At 48.3% G+C, this 22,860-nt stretch carries 37 protein-coding genes; all 37 read right to left on the minus strand.

The features are described 5' to 3' along the window. Positions 1-503: 503 nt before the first annotated feature. Positions 504-785 carry a type II toxin-antitoxin system Phd/YefM family antitoxin gene (locus tag PHT49_06680; GenBank protein MDD5451567.1) on the minus strand — a complete coding sequence of 94 codons (282 nt, stop codon included), beginning with the start codon at positions 783-785 and terminating at the stop codon, positions 504-506. Positions 786-997: 212 nt separating this feature from the next. Then, positions 998-2,128: a hypothetical protein gene (locus PHT49_06685; GenBank protein MDD5451568.1), complete on the minus strand. Its 1,131-nt coding sequence runs from the start codon at positions 2,126-2,128 to the stop codon at positions 998-1,000. Between the two features lie 517 nt (positions 2,129-2,645). After that, the gene (gene rplQ, locus PHT49_06690; GenBank protein MDD5451569.1) at positions 2,646-3,170 is read right to left on the minus strand and encodes a 50S ribosomal protein L17; all 525 of its coding nucleotides are present in this window, start codon (positions 3,168-3,170) and stop codon (positions 2,646-2,648) included. After that, positions 3,170-4,210 carry a DNA-directed RNA polymerase subunit alpha gene (locus PHT49_06695; protein MDD5451570.1) on the minus strand — a complete coding sequence of 347 codons (1,041 nt, stop codon included), beginning with the start codon at positions 4,208-4,210 and terminating at the stop codon, positions 3,170-3,172. Before PHT49_06695 ends, rplQ begins: the two co-directional genes overlap by 1 nt. A gap of 17 nt (positions 4,211-4,227) precedes the next feature. Continuing rightward, positions 4,228-4,854 carry a 30S ribosomal protein S4 gene (gene rpsD, locus PHT49_06700; protein MDD5451571.1) on the minus strand — a complete coding sequence of 209 codons (627 nt, stop codon included), beginning with the start codon at positions 4,852-4,854 and terminating at the stop codon, positions 4,228-4,230. Between the two features lie 54 nt (positions 4,855-4,908). Then, a complete protein-coding gene (gene rpsK / locus PHT49_06705; protein ID MDD5451572.1) occupies positions 4,909-5,301 on the minus strand; it encodes a 30S ribosomal protein S11 in 393 nt (130 codons plus the stop codon). An 18-nt stretch (positions 5,302-5,319) separates the two neighbouring features. Next, positions 5,320-5,691 carry a 30S ribosomal protein S13 gene (rpsM, locus tag PHT49_06710; GenBank protein MDD5451573.1) on the minus strand — a complete coding sequence of 124 codons (372 nt, stop codon included), beginning with the start codon at positions 5,689-5,691 and terminating at the stop codon, positions 5,320-5,322. Positions 5,692-5,712: 21 nt separating this feature from the next. Continuing rightward, positions 5,713-5,826 carry a 50S ribosomal protein L36 gene (gene rpmJ / locus PHT49_06715; GenBank protein MDD5451574.1) on the minus strand — a complete coding sequence of 38 codons (114 nt, stop codon included), beginning with the start codon at positions 5,824-5,826 and terminating at the stop codon, positions 5,713-5,715. Between the two features lie 7 nt (positions 5,827-5,833). Then, positions 5,834-6,052 carry a translation initiation factor IF-1 gene (gene infA / locus PHT49_06720; protein MDD5451575.1) on the minus strand — a complete coding sequence of 73 codons (219 nt, stop codon included), beginning with the start codon at positions 6,050-6,052 and terminating at the stop codon, positions 5,834-5,836. 13 nt (positions 6,053-6,065) lie between these two features. After that, complete coding sequence (gene map / locus PHT49_06725; protein MDD5451576.1) at positions 6,066-6,824, minus strand: type I methionyl aminopeptidase; 759 nt, start codon at positions 6,822-6,824, stop codon at positions 6,066-6,068. A gap of 28 nt (positions 6,825-6,852) precedes the next feature. Beyond that, positions 6,853-7,497, minus strand: coding sequence for an adenylate kinase (locus PHT49_06730; GenBank protein ID MDD5451577.1), 645 nt, complete (start codon positions 7,495-7,497; stop codon positions 6,853-6,855). A 172-nt stretch (positions 7,498-7,669) separates the two neighbouring features. Beyond that, positions 7,670-8,974 carry a preprotein translocase subunit SecY gene (gene secY, locus PHT49_06735; GenBank protein MDD5451578.1) on the minus strand — a complete coding sequence of 435 codons (1,305 nt, stop codon included), beginning with the start codon at positions 8,972-8,974 and terminating at the stop codon, positions 7,670-7,672. Between the two features lie 3 nt (positions 8,975-8,977). Beyond that, positions 8,978-9,424, minus strand: coding sequence for a 50S ribosomal protein L15 (gene rplO / locus PHT49_06740; protein ID MDD5451579.1), 447 nt, complete (start codon positions 9,422-9,424; stop codon positions 8,978-8,980). 3 nt (positions 9,425-9,427) lie between these two features. Then, complete coding sequence (rpmD, locus tag PHT49_06745; protein ID MDD5451580.1) at positions 9,428-9,607, minus strand: 50S ribosomal protein L30; 180 nt, start codon at positions 9,605-9,607, stop codon at positions 9,428-9,430. Between the two features lie 25 nt (positions 9,608-9,632). Next, positions 9,633-10,121, minus strand: coding sequence for a 30S ribosomal protein S5 (gene rpsE, locus PHT49_06750; protein ID MDD5451581.1), 489 nt, complete (start codon positions 10,119-10,121; stop codon positions 9,633-9,635). A 36-nt stretch (positions 10,122-10,157) separates the two neighbouring features. Next, a complete protein-coding gene (rplR, locus tag PHT49_06755) occupies positions 10,158-10,529 on the minus strand; it encodes a 50S ribosomal protein L18 (GenBank protein MDD5451582.1) in 372 nt (123 codons plus the stop codon). Positions 10,530-10,726: 197 nt separating this feature from the next. Continuing rightward, on the minus strand, positions 10,727-11,266 hold the full coding sequence (gene rplF / locus PHT49_06760) for a 50S ribosomal protein L6 (protein MDD5451583.1): 540 nt from the start codon (positions 11,264-11,266) through the stop codon (positions 10,727-10,729). Positions 11,267-11,318: 52 nt separating this feature from the next. Further along, complete coding sequence (gene rpsH, locus PHT49_06765) at positions 11,319-11,711, minus strand: 30S ribosomal protein S8 (protein MDD5451584.1); 393 nt, start codon at positions 11,709-11,711, stop codon at positions 11,319-11,321. A 47-nt stretch (positions 11,712-11,758) separates the two neighbouring features. Further along, positions 11,759-11,944 (minus strand): type Z 30S ribosomal protein S14, encoded by a 186-nt coding sequence (locus PHT49_06770; GenBank protein ID MDD5451585.1) that lies wholly within the window; start codon positions 11,942-11,944, stop codon positions 11,759-11,761. A gap of 15 nt (positions 11,945-11,959) precedes the next feature. Then, the gene (gene rplE, locus PHT49_06775; GenBank protein ID MDD5451586.1) at positions 11,960-12,499 is read right to left on the minus strand and encodes a 50S ribosomal protein L5; all 540 of its coding nucleotides are present in this window, start codon (positions 12,497-12,499) and stop codon (positions 11,960-11,962) included. A gap of 27 nt (positions 12,500-12,526) precedes the next feature. Beyond that, positions 12,527-12,865: a 50S ribosomal protein L24 gene (gene rplX / locus PHT49_06780; GenBank protein ID MDD5451587.1), complete on the minus strand. Its 339-nt coding sequence runs from the start codon at positions 12,863-12,865 to the stop codon at positions 12,527-12,529. A 2-nt stretch (positions 12,866-12,867) separates the two neighbouring features. Beyond that, complete coding sequence (gene rplN / locus PHT49_06785) at positions 12,868-13,236, minus strand: 50S ribosomal protein L14 (protein ID MDD5451588.1); 369 nt, start codon at positions 13,234-13,236, stop codon at positions 12,868-12,870. Positions 13,237-13,301: 65 nt separating this feature from the next. Then, positions 13,302-13,559: a 30S ribosomal protein S17 gene (gene rpsQ, locus PHT49_06790; GenBank protein ID MDD5451589.1), complete on the minus strand. Its 258-nt coding sequence runs from the start codon at positions 13,557-13,559 to the stop codon at positions 13,302-13,304. A gap of 36 nt (positions 13,560-13,595) precedes the next feature. Next, positions 13,596-13,778, minus strand: a complete 183-nt coding sequence (gene rpmC / locus PHT49_06795; protein MDD5451590.1) for a 50S ribosomal protein L29 — start codon at positions 13,776-13,778, stop codon at positions 13,596-13,598. Beyond that, on the minus strand, positions 13,775-14,191 hold the full coding sequence (gene rplP / locus PHT49_06800; GenBank protein ID MDD5451591.1) for a 50S ribosomal protein L16: 417 nt from the start codon (positions 14,189-14,191) through the stop codon (positions 13,775-13,777). Before rplP ends, rpmC begins: the two co-directional genes overlap by 4 nt. 25 nt (positions 14,192-14,216) lie before the next feature. After that, positions 14,217-14,858, minus strand: coding sequence for a 30S ribosomal protein S3 (gene rpsC / locus PHT49_06805; protein MDD5451592.1), 642 nt, complete (start codon positions 14,856-14,858; stop codon positions 14,217-14,219). Between the two features lie 21 nt (positions 14,859-14,879). Next, positions 14,880-15,212, minus strand: a complete 333-nt coding sequence (gene rplV, locus PHT49_06810) for a 50S ribosomal protein L22 (protein ID MDD5451593.1) — start codon at positions 15,210-15,212, stop codon at positions 14,880-14,882. A gap of 81 nt (positions 15,213-15,293) precedes the next feature. Further along, complete coding sequence (gene rpsS / locus PHT49_06815; GenBank protein ID MDD5451594.1) at positions 15,294-15,581, minus strand: 30S ribosomal protein S19; 288 nt, start codon at positions 15,579-15,581, stop codon at positions 15,294-15,296. 71 nt (positions 15,582-15,652) lie between these two features. Next, positions 15,653-16,474, minus strand: coding sequence for a 50S ribosomal protein L2 (gene rplB / locus PHT49_06820; protein MDD5451595.1), 822 nt, complete (start codon positions 16,472-16,474; stop codon positions 15,653-15,655). 27 nt (positions 16,475-16,501) lie between these two features. Continuing rightward, positions 16,502-16,792, minus strand: coding sequence for a 50S ribosomal protein L23 (locus PHT49_06825; GenBank protein MDD5451596.1), 291 nt, complete (start codon positions 16,790-16,792; stop codon positions 16,502-16,504). Then, on the minus strand, positions 16,789-17,412 hold the full coding sequence (rplD, locus tag PHT49_06830; GenBank protein MDD5451597.1) for a 50S ribosomal protein L4: 624 nt from the start codon (positions 17,410-17,412) through the stop codon (positions 16,789-16,791). The genes PHT49_06825 and rplD overlap by 4 nt, the downstream gene beginning before the upstream one ends. Positions 17,413-17,442: 30 nt before the next feature. Beyond that, positions 17,443-18,072 (minus strand): 50S ribosomal protein L3, encoded by a 630-nt coding sequence (rplC, locus tag PHT49_06835; protein ID MDD5451598.1) that lies wholly within the window; start codon positions 18,070-18,072, stop codon positions 17,443-17,445. Between the two features lie 41 nt (positions 18,073-18,113). After that, positions 18,114-18,425 (minus strand): 30S ribosomal protein S10, encoded by a 312-nt coding sequence (gene rpsJ / locus PHT49_06840; GenBank protein MDD5451599.1) that lies wholly within the window; start codon positions 18,423-18,425, stop codon positions 18,114-18,116. Positions 18,426-18,458: 33 nt separating this feature from the next. Beyond that, positions 18,459-19,658: an elongation factor Tu gene (gene tuf / locus PHT49_06845; protein MDD5451600.1), complete on the minus strand. Its 1,200-nt coding sequence runs from the start codon at positions 19,656-19,658 to the stop codon at positions 18,459-18,461. Between the two features lie 56 nt (positions 19,659-19,714). Then, a complete protein-coding gene (gene fusA / locus PHT49_06850) occupies positions 19,715-21,793 on the minus strand; it encodes an elongation factor G (GenBank protein MDD5451601.1) in 2,079 nt (692 codons plus the stop codon). A gap of 75 nt (positions 21,794-21,868) precedes the next feature. Next, positions 21,869-22,339 (minus strand): 30S ribosomal protein S7, encoded by a 471-nt coding sequence (gene rpsG, locus PHT49_06855; GenBank protein ID MDD5451602.1) that lies wholly within the window; start codon positions 22,337-22,339, stop codon positions 21,869-21,871. Between the two features lie 29 nt (positions 22,340-22,368). Then, a complete protein-coding gene (rpsL, locus tag PHT49_06860; GenBank protein ID MDD5451603.1) occupies positions 22,369-22,740 on the minus strand; it encodes a 30S ribosomal protein S12 in 372 nt (123 codons plus the stop codon). Positions 22,741-22,860: the final 120 nt, after the last annotated feature.

Consider the following 22,860-nt stretch of genomic DNA (forward strand, 5'->3'; position numbering starts at 1 on the left):
GCAAATACTCTTCACATCCGATACAAAAATAGCTCAGGCTGCCCTGTATGACAATTCAAGTTGATACTTTCCTCCACCGAAAAGATAACTTAAAATAGGGACTAAACTGTTACCACTAAACTGTTACGCTCTTCGACGGTCATCCCCGCGAAAGCTCACCAGCGCCGCCGGGGTATTGGATTAAAGCGCCGATGCTTCCCGGCGTCTGGTTGGCGTTCAACTCGTTGGTTCCTTTGGAAGCTGCGCGCCATGCCACACTGCAACAATCCAAACAGTGTCGGCTTTGATTTTATAAAAAAATCGATATGGCGAAATAATCACCTCCCGGTATGGAAGTTCTGGAAACTCCGGTATAATTCTTCCGGATTCGGGAAAATCCTCAAGCCTTCGCAAGATTCTTTCGGTCCTATCTCGAAAACTGGTCGCAGCTGAAGGTTTATCACGCCGAATATATGAGAGGGCAGAAAGAAATTGTGTCCGGGCAGAAGGGGTAAAGCGGACCTTCACGAGGGTTCCTTGGTTAAGAGTGAATCAGCTTCAGCAAGTACAGTGTCCAGATCGTATCCTTCACCTATTTCTATTTCCCTATCTCCCTTGGCTAAAAGGCGCAGAATCTCTTTTTCATTTTCAGATTTCTCATACGCATCGACACTGATTATTACCGCAGCTGCCCGCCCCCGCTGCGTAATGACTAACGGCTCTTTTTTGTTTCGTAATTGTTTCAGAATCTTGGCGGCATCTTGCCTCAAATCGCTAACTGGAATGATGTTTAATAGATTACCCATGACGTACCTCCTTTTGTATTTTTAAACGTACCACCAATTGCTGGATAAGGCAAGATTTGTTTTGAATGCCATGGGTACGCCAACAGGCCGGATGAGGAGCACCCCGTAGGGCTGTCTGCTCGAGCGGATTGTTCCCGAGCGCGAATCAGCGCGCGAGGGAACAATTTTATTCCGCGAGAGCACAGCTCGGCTGGGCCGTTCTTGCCAAAATTCTACGGTCTATCTTTCTGATAGCCTTGAATATGTTCTTTCACTTGCTCGACAATAAACTGATAAATCGTCTGCAATTGGGTCATATTGTCTTGCGTCACAAAGGTTGTCAAGGTGTAATTTCCACCTTCTTCAAAGACCTGGAACTTTCGTAATGCCTCACGAAGTGCTCCAGCTTTTTCGTCGTCTATCCAATCAGGATGAAGATAGACTTGAAATTTATTTGGAGGATATCCATACACAAAACTTGCCACTTTATTCCGTTTTGGGGAATAGGTTCGAATTGAAAATCCGATGATCCCCCAATATACCGTGAAGTCTTGTTGTTGAGCGGTATCAAGGACGTTCTGAAAAAACTCTCGTATGTCAGGAGGACAGGCTTCTAAAAATGCTTCTTGTGTGGTATGCTGTGTTCGTGAAGAAGAGATGTCTTTGGTACTTCGTGCACTTTCTGTCAGTCCAATCACTCGGGGAACCAAGGCTTTTTGACCGTGTGTATCTTCCCGCTGAAATTGTTTAATCTCCACCGCCAGGACTTCGACATGCATCATTTCCTCATTCAGAAATTCGATGAGTCGCCGGAGTTCTTTGGGCGTACTATCGGCAACAAAAATTAGGCGGACTTTATGTTCCCGGAGATTTGTTTCGACGGTTTTCCAATAGTGCTCAATATCTGTATCTGCCCGGTCATTGCCGAGTAACTCGAGAATTTTTTCGTCTAACACCACGCCTTGAGCCTGGGCGGTTTCTGTCGCGGCTTGTCGGATGCGTTCCATACTCCAATACTCAATCCCATTTGCCGCATAATCTAACATTTGCGCCACGACTTCACGACGAATCCGTGTATCCGATGACCGTTTACACTCCACAAATGTTGGGATGCCATCTTGATCAAGAAACAGATGATCAAGACTCCATCGCCCGACTTCACTCTCATCTCCAGGGATTCCCATTTCACGAGCAACCAGTATCCATCGTCGTGGATTTTCTGGAACAATCTGATCTCCCGGTAAGAGATCGGGATATTTCTCTAGTAATCCCTGAAGCATATCCTCCGTGATATATTCGGCTTCTTCAAGAGCAATCAGGCGATCTTTTTCATCGCCAACAAGAAAAATCTTCGATTTATACATTCTGCTGATCCTTACTTCTATACGAATTGATTTGCATTACCGTGATAGAGGACGGCTAACTTATATATTATATCGACTCGACTTTTTTTGTCTGAGCTGAATATGACAAGTATCGTATAGAAATCTGCTAAAAAACGCAACAGTCCCGTAGGGTGGGCATTGCCCACCGTCTTTGTCGTCCTTCATTCTCCACCGACGTCGATTGGAATCTCCACCGGTGTCGCACCCCAATCCGGCGGGTACATCCCTTTCTTAACATGCTGTTATCAAAAAAAACAGGCTGTACCCGGGGGGGGTACAGCCTGTTAAATTGGTTGCTATAACGCCTTGCTAATGCTGACTGGAGCGGTCAGCAGTCAGCTATCAGCGTTCAGCTTAAGATGCTGTTTGTCTTGATTTTTTGCTGAGAGCTGATGGCTGAAAGCGTGAAGTTCGCCTCGGCGAATCTGCCTATGGCACGACCGGAAACGGTAGTTTCCGGCCTACGGTCGGCCTAGGGCCGGATGAGCATTAATTACTATTCAGAAGTTTCGGCCTTCACTTCTTCCGCAGTCTCCTTCTTCTTTACAATCTTTTTCTTTTCAGTTTTTTCCGGTTTTACAGATTTGGTCTTGGTGGAAGCGACTCGTTTCCTGGTCGTGGTCTTTCCCTTACCCTTCTTGCCCCGGGACTTCTCTCCCTCAGCAGCGCCTGTAACCAGCTCTATAAAAGATATCGGAGCTGCGTCTCCATGTCTCATGCCTATCTTTGTTATGCGCGTATATCCGCCCGGCCGGTCAACAAAATGTTTGCGCAAGTCCTCAAAGAGTTTTTTTACAATCCCATTATCACGGATGACTGCCAGGGCCTGCCTCCTGGCATGAATATCCCCGCGCTTAGCCAGAGTAATCATCTTCTCGGCCACGCACCTTAGCACTTTAGCCTTAGCATCGGTGGTCTTTATCTTTTCATGCATAAACAAAGAGGTGACCATATTCCGTAACATGGCCTCACGATGGGCCGTAGTGCGGCTTAACCTTATTCCTGCCTTCCTGTGTCGCATTATCCCTGTTCTCCTCTTCTCTTTTCAATCTCAGATGGCGGAGGGGGCCAATTTTCTAATTTCGTTCCCAGGTACAAACCCATCTCAGTCAATATCTCTTTGATCTCGTTAAGAGACTTGCGGCCAAAATTCTTTGTCTTGAGCATTTCTGCCTCGGTCTTTTGTATCAAATCCCCTATCAGGTGGATATCCGCATTCTTTAAACAATTAGCGGAGCGAACCGATAATTCTAATTCATCTACGCTACGGTAAATATTTTCGTTGATAGCGGTCTTCTCCTCTTTAAGCTCCTCCCTCGGCTCAACTTCCGGCTCTTCCGCAAAATTGATAAACGCGGAAAACTGCTCCTTTAATATCTTTGCCGCATAAGCCACCGCATCCTCGGGGATGACACTCCCATCTGTCCAGACTTCCAGGTTCAATTTATCATAGTCGGTGATCTGTCCGACTCTGGCATGAGTTACTACGTAATTGACCTTCCTTATGGGTGTAAATATGGCATCTATAGGTATGACCCCGATGGCCTGCCCCTCTTCTTTATTCTTCTCCGCCGGCACATAACCCTTACCCCATTTAACTACCATCTCCATACGCAGAGCGCCACCGCCGGTTAGAGTGGCTATCGGTACATCAGGGGTTAAGACCTCTGCCGTGCCATCGGTGATAATATCACCTGCCGTGACTACGCCTTTCTTTTTTGCCTCGATACGAACAGTCTTAGGCGTATCAGCATGGAGTTTGAAGCGAATATTTTTCAAGTTCAGGATGATGTCCGCGACATCCTCCATTACGCCTGGAATGGTTGAGAATTCATGAGAAACACCGTCTATCTTAATGGAAACTATGGCTGCGCCCTGCAGCGAGGAGATCAAAACCCGGCGTAAGGCATTGCCCAGGGTAATGCCAAACCCGCGTTCCAACGGTTCGCAGACAAACTTACCGTAGGCATTGGTATGAGTGTCTGTCGCGATTTCCACCTTCTTGGGTTTTATCAACTCCCGCCAGTTTCGTACAGACAAGTTGGTAAATTCTTTAGGCATATCCGCCACTTCCTTTTTTACTTCGAGTATAATTCTACAATAAGCTGTTCTTGCATAGGCATGGTCAGGTCTTCACGCACCGGATAGGCCTTAACCGTGCCCCTGAAGTTATCTTTATCCAATTCCAGCCATTGAGGAACGCCCCGCCTTACTACGGCCTCAATGGCCTCATTTATGACCAAAACAGACCGGCTTTTTTCTTTAATCTCTATAACATCCCCTACCTTCACCAGATAAGAAGGAATGTTAACTTTTTTACCGTTAACCAGAAAATGATCGTGTCTTACCAGGTGTCGGGCCTGTCTGCGCGCGCTGGCAAACCCTAACCGATAAACTGCATTATCTAAACGGCGCTCCAATAAAACCAGCAGATTCGTACCGGTCACGCCTTTCTGCCAGTCGGCCTTCTCAAAACATGTACGGAACTGTCTTTCCAACAGGCCATACATCCTTTTGACTTTCTGCTTCTCACGTAATTGCAGACCATAATTGGAAACCTTTACCCTGGCCTGCCCATGTTGCCCGGGGACATAACTACGTCGTTCGAAGGCACATTTATCCGAATAGCACCGGTCACCTTTCAAAAAAAGTTTTGAACCTTCCCGCCGACACAAACGACAGGCAGGACCTGTGTATTTACCCAAGTTAAGACCTCCTCTATATTCCTTATATTTTTTTCAAACCGGGCATGCGCAGTTTTACACCCTTCTTCTCTTGGGAGGACGGCATCCATTATGAGGAATGGGGGTAACGTCACGAATAAAGCTGATGTTAAAACCTGCCACCTGCAGTGCCCGCAAAGCCGCCTCACGGCCGGCCCCCGGCCCTTTGACATAGACCTCGATGTGCCGCATCCCGTATTCCATAGCCTTTTTAGCCGCATCACTGGCCGCCGTCTGTGCAGCGAAAGGAGTCCCCTTGCGAGAGCCCTTAAACCCCTGGCACCCGGCGCTGGACCACGACACCACATTGCCGATTTTGTCCGTAATGGTGATGATAGTATTATTAAAAGTTGATTGGATATGAGCGATACCTTCAGGGATATCCTTTTTTTCCTTCTTCTTTCGTCCCGACCTCTTTACTTGAGCCATTCTCCCTCCTTATAAAATCTATCCCTTCTTGCGGCTGAGCATAGATCGCCTCGGCCCTTTTCGGGTACGGGCATTCGTACGCGTCCGTTGCCCTCTAAGCGGCAAAGACTTTCTATGCCGCAATCCACGGTAACAACCCAGATCCATCAATCTCTTTATGTCCATAGAGATATCACGGCGTAGGTCGCCTTCTACTTTATAATCCGCATCGATAATCTTTCTGATCTTGTTAATATCGTCGTCAGTTAAATTATCGCTCTTCTTGTTCCAGTCAATACCTGCTTTAGTCAGGATATCCTGGGCCGTCTTACGGCCGATGCCGTACATATAGGTTAAGGCGATCTCCAGTCGCTTCCCGCCCGGTAAATCAACTCCTGAAATCCTAGCCAATCGATGCCTCCTTTAAACAGGCTATCCCTGTTTTTGTTTATGCTTTGGATTCTCACAAATCACCCGAACTACACCCCGCCTTCGAATGATTACGCACTTACTACAGATTTTCTTAACAGATGGGTTAACCTTCATAATTATCTTACCTTCCCCTATAAATAATACGGCCCCGGGTCAAATCATACGGCGACAGCTCTACCCGCACCTTGTCTCCCGGCAATATCTTGATAAAATGCATCCTCATTTTTCCTGATATATGCGCCAGTATCCTGTGACCGTTTTCCAGCTCAACCCGGAACATAGCATTGGGCAGTGTTTCCACAACCTTCCCTTCTACTTCAATGGCCTCTTCTTTAGGCATAATAAAATATCCCCTAATTTAATCTATCAAGCCGGCTCAAAATACGGGGGCCATCTTCAGTAATAGCCACACAATGCTCAAAATGAGCAGACAAACTCCCATCTTTGGTCACTGCCGTCCACCCATCGCTCAAAATAGTCACTTCATAACTGCCCGCATTAATCATTGGTTCAATCGCCAGGACCATTCCCGTTTGAAGCCTTATCCCCTGCCCGGGCTGGCCATAATTAGGCACTTCCGGCGGCTCATGGAGAGCGGTTCCGATGCCATGCCCAACAAATTGCCTGACCACCGAGAACCCTCTGCTTTCCGCATGTTTCTGGATAGCATGGGAAATATCATACAGCCGGTTTGTGACCTTGGCTTCCTGTATCCCCAGGTAAAGGGCCTCTTCCGTAGTCCTGATCAGCGACTCGGCCTCGGCTGAGACCTTACCCACTGGAACAGTTATAGCCGCGTCGCCGTAATAACCATCGTAAACCGCGCCAAAGTCTAAGCTTACGATATCTCCTTCTTTAAGTATGCGTGTCGCAGCGGGTAGCCCGTGAACTACTTCATTATTTACCGAGACGCAGAGGCTAAAGGGATAACCTCTATATCCCAGGAAGGCAGGCTCTGCCTTCCTGGCACACACCATCTGCCTGGCCGACTCATCCAATTCTATGGTGGCGATTCCAGGTCTTATCTTCTCCCGCAAGGCCTCCAGGACTTCGGCAACGATAACGCTGCTTATCCTCATTTTTTCATTTTCCCATGGAGACTTTAAGATTATCTTTTGTCGGGATTTCCTTGAGATCAATTCAACTGCCCAATATGCTCACTATCTTATTAAAGATATCGTCGATACTGCCTATCCCTGGGATAGATTTTAATATGCCCTTTTTCTGGTAATAATTAATAAGGGGCTTTGTCTGGGCGTCATAGACCTCCAGCCTGGACATTACCGTGCTCTCGGTATCATCGTCCCGCTGATAGAGTTCGCCCCCGCACTTATCACACACGTCTTTGTTAAGCGAAGGTTTAAAAATAGCATGATACATAGCTCCGCACTTGCGACAGGTGCGTCGCCCGGTCAGTCTCTTTACAAGTTCCTTGTTATCTACCTCTATACTAACAACATTGTCAATCTTGGACCCCATCCCGGCCAGAGCCTTGTCCAGGGCCTCAGCCTGCGCCACTGTGCGGGGAAAACCATCCAGGATATATCCTTTTTTACAATCATCCCGCTTTAATCTTTCCTCTACCAATCCAATAACAATTTTATCAGGCACCAGTTGGCCTTTGTCCATATACTCTTTGGCCTTCATACCCAGTGGTGTCTTGTCTTTCAATGCCGCGCGAAACATATCGCCGGTAGATATCTGCGGAACAGCATATTTCTCAATCAGCATTTTGGCCTGCGTTCCTTTGCCGGCCCCCGGTGGTCCCAAAAATATAATATTCATGGCCTCTCTCTTTTATCAGCAACGTTATATAATTTATTGTAACAAGTTAGCGCTCTTAAAAATGCGCTAAATCTCATTGCAAAATAGAAAATGCAACATGGAAAATGTAAAATTTCGGACAAAAACCGTCAACATTTTGAATTTTGCACTTTGAATCTTGCATTTTAATTTCCTACCTGCGCCCTTTAACTCGTCCTGATTTCAAAAATCCTTCGTAATGTCTGGCTACCATATGCGTCTCCATCTGGGCTATGGTGTCCATAGCCACGCCTACCACAATCAGTAAGGCCGTCCCCCCGAAATAAAACGGCACATTAAACTGGGCTATAAGTATAGAGGGAAGGACACAGACAGTCGACACATAAAAGGCCCCGATAAGAGTTACTCTGGAAAGCACGCGGTCGATAAATTCAGACGTCTTCTTGCCTGGCCGGATACCAGGTATATATCCTCCGTGCTTTTTCATATTCTCGGCCACATCAACCGGGTTAAAGACAACAGCCGTGTAAAAATAGCAAAAGAAAATAATAAAGCCGACATAAAGGATCTCATGGGAAATACTCCCTGGCGACAGAAGTTGAGACACTTTTTGTACCCAGGGGATATTGATAAAATTAGCTATAGTAGCCGGAAACATAATTATGGATGAGGCAAAAATAGGTGGAATAACACCCGCCGTATTTATTTTTAACGGCAAATGCGTGCTCTGACCGCCGTACATTTTCCGTCCCACCACCCGCTTTGCATATTGCACCGGGATCCTGCGCTGGCCACGCTCCATAAATATGATAACTCCCACTACTGCTACCATCAAAGCAATTAAGAATAGTACAGATACAGCGCCGAGAGCGCCGGTCCCCATAAGGCGGAAGGTATTGATAATTGCCGAAGGCAGCCTGGCTACAATACCCGCAAATATGATCAGAGATATGCCATTACCGATACCCCTCTCTGTAATCTTCTCCCCCAACCACATAATGAAGGCCGTACCGGAGGTCAACGTAATAACCGCCATTAACCGAAATCCCCATCCCGGAGAAATCACCACGGCCTCACCGGCCGGCCCGGTCATACTTTCCAGACCTATGCTGATCCCAAGTCCTTGTATAATGCTTAAGACTACCGTCCCGTAGCGCGTATATTGGGTTATCTTTTTCCGGCCGGCCTCTCCCTCTTTGGAAAGCCTTTCCAGATGCGGGATAACCACTGTTAACAATTGTAAGATAATCGAAGCGCTGATATAGGGCATAATACCCAGGGCAAAGATTGAAAACTTTTCCAGCGCTCCACCGGAGAACATGTCAAAGAGGCCAAAGAGCGTCCCCTGCTTTGCCGCAAAAAAGGCAGCCAGCGCCTCGGTATTAATACCCGGAGTAGGTATCTGTGCCCCAATCCGGAAAACGGCCAGCATCATCAGCGTAAAAAATATACGCTTCCTGAGTTCTGCGATTCCCGCTATATTTTGAAAACCGCCCAGCACTTAACCTATAACCTCAATCGCTCCACCTGCCGATTCAATCTTCTGACGGGCGATCTCGCTAATCCTATGGGCGCAAACAGTGAAAGGCCTTTGCACCTCGCCCATGCCCAATACCTTTACCAGTGCATCCCGATTTTTTATCAGTCCTGCCTTTTTCATCTCTTCCAGGCCGATTACGCTGATATCCCCGCACCTGGCCAGGTCACGAAGGTTAATGATAGTAAAATCTTTTCGGAAAATATTCCTAAAGCCTCGTTTGGGCAAGCGCCGCTGAAGAGGCATCTGCCCGCCTTCAAATCCGGGAGAAACACCTCCCCCCGATCGCGCTTTCTGTCCCTTTGCGCCCCGACAGGCCGTCTTCCCGTGGCCGGAACCCTCTCCACGCCCGACACGTTTTCTCTTTCTCTTTGAGCCGGAGGAGGGCTTAAGCTCATGTAAAGTCGTCATCATCTACTCCTGTACCTCAACTAAATGGATAACCTTACGGATCATTCCTCGAATCTCCGGTGTGTCCTTGCGCACCACCGTCTTGCCGGTTCTGGTCAAACCAAGCCCGTGTAACACCAAACGCTGAGACCCGGGCCGCCCGATAGCGCTCTTCTTTAAGGTTATTTTAATAGCCTTGTCCATCTTCCCTTCCTGCACAAAAATTTATCTAGGCTGTAATTCCTTCAATCGCCTTGCCCCGGCGTTTAGCTACGCTTTCAGGATTACGCAATAAGCTCAACCCGTTTAAGGTAGCCTTAACCACATTATGCGGGTTATTCGATCCCAAACACTTTGTCAGTATATTTTGTATCCCGGCGACCTCGACTACCGCTCTTACCGCGCCGCCGGCAATGACCCCGGTCCCCTCTGACGCCGGCATCAGCACGACACGGCCTGCGCCATATTCCCCGGTAATCTCATGGGGGATGGTCTTGTTTAACAAAGGCACTAATATCATATTTTTTTTGGCCTTCTCCACGGCCTTGCTTATAGCCACCGGCACTTCCTTAGCCTTGCCGAGACCGTAGCCGACCCTGCCCTGTCCATCGCCAACCACAACAATGGCCGCAAAGCCAAACCGCCTTCCGCCCTTGACCACTTTGGCGACACGGTTTATATGGACCACTTTGTCTATTAATTTAAACTGAGATTCCAATCCCGATTCTTTGTCTAACAACGATGCCCCTCCCCTTTAAAAATCCAGCCCGCCTTCTCTGGCTCCATTCGACAGGGCCTTGACTCTACCATGATAAAGAAACCCGCAACGGTCAAACACTACCTTTTTGATACCCTTGGCTAATGCCTTGGCCGCAATCAACTTCCCTACTTCCAGGGCCACATTCACTTTCCCTTCAAGTTTATCCTTTTTTTCACGGATCTCCTTGCTGAGCGTGGAAGCAGATACCAGTGATATGCCCATCTCATCATTTATAATCTGGGCATATATATGCTTAGCGGTGCGGAACACGGTCAACCGAGGTCTTTCACTGGTACCGGCGATCTTCGCACGTATCCTCTTTTTTCTCTTTAATCTCATCTCTTGTTTTAAGTTACATACTGCCATAGAAACACCTTCCGGGGTGAACTTAATTCGCTCCGCTCACAATTGGGGGTAATGGAACGATGGGAAAACGGAAAAATGGGATTAAAAATGGCCTCTTTTACACCATTCCAACATTCCATCTTTCCTTGTCTCGGGCTTGAATCCAGGCCAGCAAAGCCCCACTATTTCCATCAGTTATACAAATTTCAAACGCTCAGTTACTTCTTGCCGGTCTTCCCGGCTTTTTTGCGGATAACCTCATCCGCATAACGGATGCCTTTGCCTTTGTAAGGCTCCGGCGGCCTTAGCCGCCTGATACGGTCGCAAATCAGACCCAGAAGCTCTTTATCTATGCCTTCCAGGGTTAATCTGGTCTGTTTCTCAACCTTGGCCGATATATTCTCGGGCAAGGCAAAATTAACCGGATGAGAATAACCCAGATTAAATACGAGATGATTTCCCTGCAACTCTACCCGGTATCCCACCCCTATAAGATCCATAACTTTACTAAATCCGGCGCTTACGCCCGTGACCATATTAGCCACCAGGGCGCGGGTCAACCCGCCCAAGGCATTTGTGGCCGGGGAGTCATCTCTTTTCTTTATTAAAATCTGTCCATCTTCAACCGCTATATTTACAACCGGATTAATAGGCCTGCTTAGACTGCCCCTGCGGCCGCGCACCGTAATTATGTCATCCGCCAGTTCTACATGGACATCTTTGGGTATAGGAATTGGCTTCTTGCCAATCCGCGACATCGACATCTCTAACCTCCACTCGTCTTGTTACGCCTCATTATAAAAATTCTCTTTACCATACCTGGCACAACAGCTCTCCGCCAACGGCATTTTTACGGGCTTCCTCGCCGGTCATAATCCCCTTGGATGTGGAAAGAATAGCAATGCCCATGCCGCGCATTACCTTGGGGATATCTTCCTGCCGGACATAAACCCGCCGGCTGGCCTTGCTTATCCTCTTTAGCGAATTAAAGATGCTCTTGTTGCTCTCATCATATTTCAGATAGATACGCAGTACGGTATGTCCCTTATCCTTAACGATCTTGTAATTTTTGATAAAGCCTTCTTCTTTTAACACCCGTGCCACATTAGCCTTCATATTAGAAAACGGGATGTCCACCTTTTCAAATCGCGCTTTTCCCCCGTTTCTTATCCGGGTAAGCAGGTCACTCAAGGAATCAGTCATGCACATATTAATGACACCTCTTATATTTTTATCCGGCGGCCAAAGTCTTACCAGCTAGACTTAATTACCCCGGGTATCTCACCCTTTCCAGCCATATTGCGGAAGCATATACGGCAGATACCAAACCGCCTTATAAAAGCCCTCGGTCGTCCACAGAGTGGACAGCGATTGTAGCTCCGCGCACTAAACTTCTGAGGGCTTTTTGCCTTTTCAATCAAAGACTTTTTGGCCAAGATATTCCTCCTTATCTAGCTTCTGAATGGCATACCCAGCAGTTTCAATAAATATCTGCCCTCGGCATCAGTCTGGGCTGAAGTAACAATGGTCACATTAAGACCTCTTATTTTTTCAACCTTATTATAGTCGATCTCCGGGAATATAATCTGCTCCTTGATGCCCAAGGTGTAATTCCCTCTACCGTCAAAAGACCCTTCAGATACCCCTCTGAAGTCTCGCACCCGGGGCAGGGCCACATGCACCAGCTTTGCGAGAAAATCATACATGCGGTCTCCGCGTAAGGTCACCATGCAACCAATGGACATTCCCTCGCGCAGCTTAAAAGAAGCTATTGACTTCCTGGCCTTGGTTATCACCGGTCGCTGTCCGGCGATTAGAGTCAACTCTTCTGTCGCCGATTCCAGTGCTTTTGCATTTTGAATAGCCTCCCCCAAGCCCATGTTAAGCATAATCTTAACCAGTTTAGGAAGCTGCATAGTATTCTTGTAACCAAACTCCTTCATCAGGAGAGGCACACATTCCTTATGATAAAACTCCTTCATCGAAGCCATGCCAAAGCCTCCAGCATCATACCGCTTTTATCCTTTATTATTTTCAATAGGTTCACCGCATTTACGGCAGATACGCACCTTCTTCCCGTCTTCAAGGGTTTTAAAGCCAACCCGTACGGGGTCTGTACATTTTGGACAAACCAACATCAGGTTCGATATGTGTACCGGGGCCTCTTTCTCTATAATGCCACCCTCTTTTGAAAGCGGCCCGGGGCGCGTATGTCTCTTCGCTACATTAACCTTCTCTACCAGTGCCCGATATTTCTTGGGGATAATCCTTAATACCTTGCCTATCTTACCCTTATCCTTGCCGACCATGACCATTACCCGGTCATCCTTCTTTATATAAGTCTTTAGGCTATCCATCCCTAAAGTACCTCCGGAGCCAAAGAAATAATCTTCATGAATTTTTTTGCCCGTAGTTCTCGGGCCACCGGCCCAAAGATACGCGTGCCGACAGGCTCCCCCTGGGCATTAATAAGCACTGCCGAATTATCATCAAAGCGGATATAACTTCCATCCGGACGTCCTAATTCTTTAGTCGTCCGTACGACTACGGCCCGCATCACATCCCCCTTTTTTACCTTAGAATTGGGCAGGGCCTCTTTAACAGAAACAATGATTAGGTCACCCACGCGGGCATATCGTCGTCGTGTGCCGCCCAACACCCGGATGCAACCCACAAGTTTTGCTCCTGAGTTGTCAGCCACATTCAATCTGGTTTCTGTCTGTATCATTGCCTTATTCCCCTTATTGTCCTCAAGTGGGCTATTATTAGTCCGGGAGATATAGCTAATTAGCCTTAAACTGCCCGCTCAATAACCTGTCTTACCCCCCACCTTTTATCACGGCTCAACGGGCGACATTCCTCAATCATTACCTTATCGCCCACTTTACAGGCATTAGCTTCATCGTGAGCCTTATACCTGGCCCGCCTGCGGACATATTTTTTATAGACAGGATGTTTAACCAGCCGTTCTACCTGCACAACTATCGTCTTGTCCATTTTATCGCTGACTACGATACCAATTTGTGTTTTACGATGTCCAGCTTCTTTCATCTTCTCGTCACCTTCAAAACCAAAAGCTAAAACTTTTTATTTTTCACGTATAACTGTCTCAACCCGGGCAATATCACACTTTAATAAACGAAACCTGGCCGTATTTTCCAATTGCTGGGTCGAATGCTGAAATTTAATCCTGAACAACTCTTCCCTGAGGTCCTTAATCTTCGTCTGTAGTTCATCCGGACTTAAGGCACGGAGGTCTTTTGCTTTCATGATAATTCACTCCTTGATACAACCTGTGTAGGCAGAGGCAATTTATACGCAGCCAGTCTTAGGGCTTCCATAGCCACTGCCTTGCTGACTCCCTCCATCTCATAGAGAATGCGTCCCGGCTTAATCACGGCCACCCATCCCTCCGGAGCCCCTTTACCTTTACCCATACGTGTCTCCGCGGGCTTTTTAGTGACCGGCTTATCAGGAAATATCCTTATCCATACCTTGCCGCCGCGCTTAACATGCCGGGTGATAGCGATTCGCGCCGCCTCGATCTGTTGAGAAGTCAGCCGGCCGCAAGTTACCGCCTGGAGCCCATAATCACCAAAAGCCAGAGCGCTCCCTCTATAGGCTGCCCCCTTCATACGCCCTTTCTGCTGCTTGCGATATTTAACTTTTTTGGGACTAAGCATATTATTCCTCTTAGGTTAAGTCTTCTTACGCAGTGCCCGCTTCCGGAAACACTTCGCCCTTAAACATCCACACTTTGACCCCGATGATCCCGTATGTGGTCTTGGCTTCAGCAAAACCATAGTCTATATCGGCGCGTAGGGTATGCAACGGCACCCGCCCTTCCCGGTACCACTCCCGCCTGGCCATCTCTGCGCCGCCGAGCCGACCGGCGCAAGCTATCCGTACGCCCTTAGCGCCCAGCCTTAGAGACGTAAAAACCGCCTTTTTCATGGCCCGGCGAAACGAAACCCGCCGCTCCAGTTGCAAAGCCACACTTTCTGCTACCAGTTGAGCATCCAGTTCCGGTTTCCGCACTTCGTGAATATCTAAAATAACCGGCCGCTTAATCTGCTTCTCTATCTCCTGTTTAAGCTTATCTATCTCAGCGCCCTTTTTACCAATGACGATGCTGGGCCGGGCGGTATGAATCTTCACCTTTAACTTATCGGCGGCCCGCTCGATCAAAAGCTTGGAAATCCCGGCATGATAAAGCTTCTTCTTTATGAAGTCCCGAATCTTTCTATCTTCATAAACAAAGGCTGCAAAATCTTTTTTAGCAAACCATCGTGAATCCCAGGTTCTTATATAACCAAGCCTAAAACTAATCGGATTTACCTTCTGCCCCAAGTTATCCTCCTGCCTTATCTCCTAATTTTCATCCAGAACTACGGTTATATGACTCGTACGTTTGATTATGCGATTAGCCTTTCCCATGGACCTAGGCCGCCAACGTTTTAGCCTGGGGCCTTCATCAACGAATATCTTCTTAATATAAAGTGTGTCCACGTCTATTTTAGGATTCTGCGCGGCATTCGCCAAGGCCGAATAGATAACCTTACTCACCAGCCGCGCAGCCTTTTTCGGTACAAACTTCAAGAGATTCAAGGCCTCATTTACCTTCTTACCGCTTACCGGCCTGGTCACCGTTCTGGCCTTTATTGCAGAAATGCGCACATGCTTTGCTATTGCTTTAGACTCCATAGCTCCTTACACTCCCCAGTCCAAAATCACCCGCTGCGTATATGATCTGTCCGTTAACTCTATAAAAACAACCCCTACAAGCTACTTCTTTCCCTTAACCTTGGTCTTACGATCGCCAGAATGGGCATGAAAAGTACGCGTGGGCGAAAATTCTCCGAGTTTATGGCCTACCATATTCTCGGAGACAAAAACCGGTATAAACTTCTTACCATTGTGCACTGCAAATGTAATACCGACCATATCCGGTATGACAGTTGACCGCCGTGACCAAGTCTTAATGACCTTTTTCCCTTGAGATTGACGGGCCTCATCCAGCTTCTTCATTAAATGTCCATCTACAAAGGGACCTTTCTTAACTGATCTTGCCACCCTGCTCCCCCCTCGAAATTACATGACCATCAAACTCGTGCCTGAACCACGTATTAATAGATTGATAATACCTAAGAACGCCTTTTAATTATAAGTTTATCACTGCTCTTTCGCCGGCGGGTCTTATAGCCCTTGGTAGGATAGCCCCATGGCGTACAGGGATGCCTGCCTCCGGAAGACTTTCCTTCACCCCCACCCATAGGATGGTCGACCGGGTTCATAGCCACACCGCGCACATGAGGTCTTTTTCCCATCCATCTCGCACGGCCAGCCTTACCCAAAGAGACGCTTTCATGTTCCAGATTACCGACTTGACCCACAGTAGCCATGCAGGCCACATGAACCTGCCGCACCTCACCCGAAGGCAACTTAATCTGACTATATTTCCCCTCTTTAGCCATGAGCTGGCCATAGGATCCGGCACTCCGTATAATCTGTCCACCCCTGCCGGGCCGTAGTTCCAGGTTATGCAGCAGTGTACCCATAGGCATCTTACCAATCGGCAGGGCATTGCCTGGCTTAATGTCCGCATTTTCACCGGACACCACCGTATCCCCTACCGCCAGGCCGACTGGAGCTAAAATGTAGCGTTTTTCTCCATCTGCGTAATGGAGGAGGGCAATGCGCGCCGAACGGTTAGGGTCGTACTCAATGCTCGCCACCCTTGCTGAAACATCACGCTTGTCACGTTTGAAATCAATCAATCTATATTTTCTCTTATGTCCCCCGCCGTTATGTCGCGCCGTCATCCGGCCCACATTATTGCGGCCGCCGCTCTTATTTATAGGAACCAGAAGGCTCTTTTCCGCCTCAACCGCCGACAGGCCCTCGCCCACAATAGCAGTTTGCGTCCTTCTACCCGGTGATGTAGGTTTATAACTCTTGATTGGCATACCCATCCCTCATTACTAAAACTCTATCTAAACGCCTTCGAAAAATTCTATGCGTTCTCCAGGCCTTAAAGTCACGACGGCCTTCTTCCAGTCGGAACTATATCCCATATTACGGCCAACCCGTCTCTGTTTGCCGGGGTTAACCTGGGTGCGTACAGCTGCCACCTTGGCCTTGAAAATACGCTCGACGGCCTCTTTTATCTCTATTTTATTGGCCTGCCGGTCCACAACAAAACAAACCTGATTGGCGTTTTCTTTCTGCCAGGTGCTCTTCTCCGTGAGGCATGGGCCTTTTATTATTTGATATATATCCTTCATGACAAGAGAAACTCCTCGATCTTTGGGATACAATCCCTGTGCAAAATCAGATTATTATGTATCAAGATATCATGCACATTAATATCCGTGTACGGCAAGACATCTACATAAGGTATATTGCGGGCTGATTTTTCCAGGTTTTCCTGTCGCTCGTTCATTACAATCAAGACATTTTTTACACCGAGATTATTCATGGTCTGGATAATTTTTTTTGTCTTGATCTCATCTAAAGTAAAATCATCCACAATCAACATCTGGCTATCTCTCAACTTGGCGCTTAAGGCCATACGTAGCGCCAGTTTTCTGACCTTGCGCGTCACCTTATAGCTATAGTCACGCGGTGTTGGGCCAAAAACCGCTCCTCCGCGTCTCCACACAGGCGAGGTATTACTACCACTCCGCGCCCGTCCCGTGCCCTTCTGACGCCAGGGCTTGCTCCCGCCACCGCTGACCTCACTCCGGCTCTTAGTTGAAGCTGTACCTGCACGGCGCTTGGCCAGTTGCATAGTCACAACCTCATGCAGCACATCTTCTCGAACCGGAACACTAAAGACATCATCGTTCAGAGTAATCTCTGAAACTTTCTCTTTTTGCATGTTATAGACATCTAGGACTGGCATTATAACATCCCTCAATAAGCCATACTTATCTTAAAGGCACTTATGTATCAACAGCAGGCCATTTTTGCTTCCTGGCACAGACCCCTTGAGCACCAGCACATTTTCATCCGGCCGCACATCTAAAATGGTCAGGTTTTTCACTGTAACCCGGCTATTACCCATGTGGCCGGGCATCTTTTTCCCCTTAATGACGCGCGACGGGAAAGAACTGGCCCCAATAGAACCCACGACACGGTGGGACATGGAGCCATGCGTATCCTTGCCCCCATGGAAGCCATGCCGCTTTATAACGCCGGCAAAACCGCACCCCTTACTAATCCCCGCCACATCTATTTTTTCGCCAACCTCAAAGTTTTCTACCGTGACCTCCTGCCCTAATTCATAGGACTCGAGTTCCTCGTCATCAATAGAAAACTCACGCAAGTAACGGTAACATCCCTTATCTGCTTTTTTAAAATGGCCGGCCTCTGGTTTAGTCACACGACTTTCCTTCTGAGGCATAAAACCCAACTGGACAGCATTGTAGCCATCCTTCTCTCTGGTTTTCTTCTGGATAATAGTACAAGGCCCTGCCTCTACCACCGTTACCGGAATGGAATGTCCCTCTTCCGAAAAAATACGGGCCGTTCCCAGCTTACGCGCTAGCATTCCCCTGATCATCTCTTCATCCTATAGCCTTCAGATTTTAAACGAAAAATCTTCTAGAGTTTTATCTCGACATCGACCCCGGCCGAAAGTTCCAGTTTCATAAGGGCGTCGATGGTTTGTTGCGTCGGCTCCAAAATATCCAGAAGCCTTTTATGTGTCCGAATTTCGAACTGCTCTCTGGACTTTTTATCCACGTGGGGAGAGCGCAAGACACAATACTTGTTAATTACCGTAGGTAGAGGAATCGGCCCCGCCACCTTCCCCCCGGCACGCCTCACTGTTTCCACAATCTCAGCCGTAGACTGATCCAACAGGTTATGATCATAACCCTTCAAACGGATACGAATTTTATGGTTTTGAATCATATTTCTTTCCCATCCTGATGCCAGGAAATTATTTTATTCCATTATTTCGCTGATGACGCCTGCCCCAACGGTGCGTCCACCCTCTCGAATAGCAAACCTGAGCTCCTTCTCCATCGCTATCGGTGTAATTAAATCCACCTCCATCGATACATTGTCCCCAGGCATCACCATCTCCACTCCATCCGGCAGCTTCACTATCCCGGTGACATCCGTCGTCCGAAAATAAAACTGCGGCCTGTACCCGTTGAAAAACGGCGTATGCCGCCCTCCCTCTTCCTTCGTCAATATGTACGACTCCGCCTTAAACTTCGTGTGCGGCGTTATGCTCCCAGGCTTCGCTACCACCTGGCCTCGCTCTACCTCATCACGCTTCGTACCCCTAAGCAGCACCCCTATATTGTCCCCGGCCTGCCCCTGATCCAATATCTTACGAAACATCTCCACACCGGTACATACCGTCTTCGTCGTCGGACGTATCCCTACTATCTCCACCTCTTCTCCTACCTTGACCATCCCTCGCTCTACCCGGCCCGTCACCACCGTGCCACGACCGGATATGCTGAAGACATCTTCCACCGGCATCAAAAATGGCTTGTCTATATCCCGCACCGGATTCGGTATATAACTGTCCACCGCATCCATTAACTTCCATATCGGCCCACAATTCACACAATCCTTCTTGCCGCAACTGCACTCCAAAGCCTTCAAGGCGCTCCCAGGCACTATCGGTATATCATCCCCAGGAAACTCATACTTCGACAACAGCTCCCTCAACTCCAGCTCCACTAACTCGATCAGCTCAGGATCGTCCACCATGTCCACCTTGTTCAAAAATACCACCATGCTCGGCACTCCCACCTGACGCGCCAACAATATATGCTCCCGTGTCTGCGGCATCGGACCGTCATCCGCACCCACTACCAATATCGCACCGTCCATCTGCGCCGCTCCCGTTATCATATTCTTTATATAGTCGGCATGTCCGGGACAGTCCACATGCGCATAATGCCGCTTATCCGTCTCATACTCCACATGCGCCGTCGCTATCGTTATTCCCCTCTCCCTCTCCTCCGGCGCCTTGTCTATCTGATCAAACGGTATATGCTCCGCAAATCCCGCCTTCGATAACACCGACGTTATCGCACTCGTTAACGTCGTCTTACCATGATCTATATGCCCTATCGTCCCTATGTTTACATGCGGCTTCTTACGCTCAAATTTCTTCTTCCCCATCTCAAAATCCTCCTTAAATTTAACGCCAGGTAAAAATTATCCCCCCGTAATCAACCCTACATCGCAGATGCCTTTCGCATAATCTCTTCGCCCAAGGAAACGGGGACCGGCGCATAGTGTGAAAATTGCATGGTAAACGTAGCCCGGCCCTGGGTTTTTGAACGCAGATCCGTGGCATAACCAAACATTTGCTCCAACGGAACCCTGGCCGAGGCGATCTGGATGCTCGGTCTGGCCTCCAGACCGACTAATTTACCCCTTCTTCCGTTAATGTCGCCGATTACTTCACCGATAAATTCCTCCGGGGTAACCACATCCAAAGACATAATAGGTTCCAGCAGTACCGGCTCCGCCTTTCTGGCGGCCTCTTTGAAACCCATGGAAGCAGCGATGCTAAAAGCCATCTCTGAAGAATCAACCTCATGATATGAACCATCTATCAGAGTTACTCTAATGTCGGTCATCGGGTAACCAGCCGATACGCCGACCTCTGCCGCTCCCCTTATTCCCTTTTCCACAGCCGATATATACTCTCTGGGCACCACGCCACCTTTAATGGCATCTACAAATTCAATGCCCTTACCCGGCTCAAGCGGCTCTATATCCAACCAGACATGGCCATATTGTCCACGCCCGCCGCTCTGTCTAACAAATTTTCCTTCGGCCCGGGCCTTTCTTTTAATCGTCTCTTTATAGGCTACGTGAGGCTGCCCCACCTTGGCATCAACCTTGAATTCTCTGACTAAGCGATCAACAATAATTTCCAGATGCAACTCGCCCATCCCGGAGATGATAGTCTGCCCGGTCTCCTCATCCGTTCGAACCTTAAATGAAGGGTCTTCCATGGCGATCTTCGCTAATGACAGGCCCAGCTTGTCCTGATCCGCTTTAGACTTGGGTTCAATGGCCACCGATATCACCGGTAGAGGGATATCCATGGCCTCCAACTGTATTGGCGACCCTTCGTCACAAAGGGTATCTCCGGTAGAAACATCCCGCAAGCCGACAACAGCCGCAATATCCCCGGCAAAAACTTCCTTAATTTCTTCCCGCTTGTTGGCATGCATCTTGACCAGCCGGCCGACTCTTTCTTTTTTCCTCTTCGTAGCGTTGTACACACTACCACCAGAGGTCAGTGAACCGGAATATACGCGCAGGAAGGTCAAGTTGCCAATAAAGGGATCGGTCATGATCTTGAAGGCCAGCGCGGCAAAAGGCGCATCATCTGTTGCTGGCCGATCTTCTTCTGCGCCTTTATCATTCAGGCCCTTGACCGGTAGTACATCCGTTGGGGCCGGCAGGTAATCAACAACGGCGTCCAAAAGCAGCTGGACGCCCTTATTCTTGAAGGCAGAACCGCATAGTATCGGCACAGCCCTCAAGGATAGGGTTGCCTTTCGCAGGCTAAGGCGAATATCTTCCGGGGAGATAGCCTCTCCGCCCAAATATTTCTCCATAAACCCATCATCTACATCCGCCAATTCCTCTAGCAACTGTTCCCTATAGGCCAAAACCTCTTCTTCCAGCCCTGGCGGGATATCTTCTACGTGATATTTCGCCCCCAGCGTCGAGTCATCCCATATTACCGCCTTCATCCCCAGAAGATCGATGACCCCCCTAAAGCCCTCCTCCGACCCAAGAGGGATCTGAACAGCCACAGGATTGGCGCCGAGTCGATTTTTCATCATGCCCAGGCAGTGTTTAAAATCCGCACCCGAACGGTCCATCTTATTGATAAAGGCAATGCGCGGCACCTTATAGCGATCCGCCTGACGCCACACCGTCTCCGATTGTGGTTCGACGCCGCCCACCGCACAAAAAACTGCTACCGCCCCATCCAATACCCGCAACGATCGTTCCACCTCTACCGTAAAGTCAACATGGCCGGGGGTATCAATAAGGTTTATGCGATGGCCTCCCCATAAGCAGGTTGTTGCTGCCGAGGTAATGGTGATGCCACGTTCCTGCTCCTGTTCCATCCAGTCCATAACCGCAGTGCCGTCATGCACCTCTCCGATCTTATAAGACACGCCTGTATAATAAAGGATGCGTTCTGTCGTAGTAGTCTTACCGGCATCAATGTGCGCCATGATGCCGATATTGCGTGTCTTTTCTAATGAAACAAGACGTGGCAATTTTTCCCCTCTTCTAAATCTATTCTCTTTGATCTATTATCAAAGAACCCGGAAATTATTCCGTCTTAACTCTGATTACCAACGATAATGGGCAAAGGCCTTATTGGCTTCAGCCATCTTGTGTGTATCTTCTTTTTTCTTTATCGATGACCCGCGATTATTATAGGCGTCGACTAATTCTGCCGCCAGTTTTTCCTCCATGGATTTCTCCGCCCGTGAATTTGCATAGCCAATTATCCAGCGGATAGCCAGGGCCACCCTTCTATTCGGCCGCACCTCTACAGGAACCTGGTACGTAGCGCCGCCCACCCGGCGAGACTTAACCTCAATTACCGGTTTTACATGCTCCAGAGCAGCATTAAACACCTCTTCCGGATTCTTACCCACCCGATCACGTATAATATCCATAGCCCGATAGAGTATATGCTGGGCAACGTTCTTTTTACCACGTAGCATAATCCGGTTAACAAATTTTGCTACCAATCCACTATTATATTTTGGATCCGGATTAATCTCCCGCTTTATAACTACTTTCCTTCTGGGCATACCTACCTCTTATCTGTTATTTCACCCGATTACTTGGGCCGCTTAGCGCCATACTTGGAGCGCCCTTTTTTCCTATCCTGCACACCTAGCGTATCTAACGCACCCCGGACGATATGATAACGCACGCCCGGCAGATCCTTAACGCGTCCGCCGCGTATCAGCACCACGGAATGTTCCTGTAAATTATGTCCTACCCCGGGAATATAAGAAGTTGCTTCTATTCCATTTGTTAAACGCACCCTGGCCACTTTGCGCAAGGCAGAATTCGGTTTTTTAGGCGTCGTAGTATAGACACGCACACATACCCCCCTCTTCTGCGGGCACTCTTTTAATGCAGGGGCAGAACTCTTCCTCTTAACCTTTTTCCGGCCACTGCGAACCAGTTGATTAACTGTAGGCATCAGATTCTCCAACCCATGATTTTTAGTATCGCTTACGAATCCAAAAAACGTTCTTTTACCCCATTTACCGGCCTTCTGTCAAGACTTTTTTACCCAAAGATAAAAACTACTAGGCTTATT

The sequence above is a fragment of the Desulfovibrionales bacterium genome, from assembly GCA_028715605.1.
Taxonomy (GTDB): domain Bacteria; phylum Desulfobacterota; class QYQD01; order QYQD01; family QYQD01; genus QYQD01.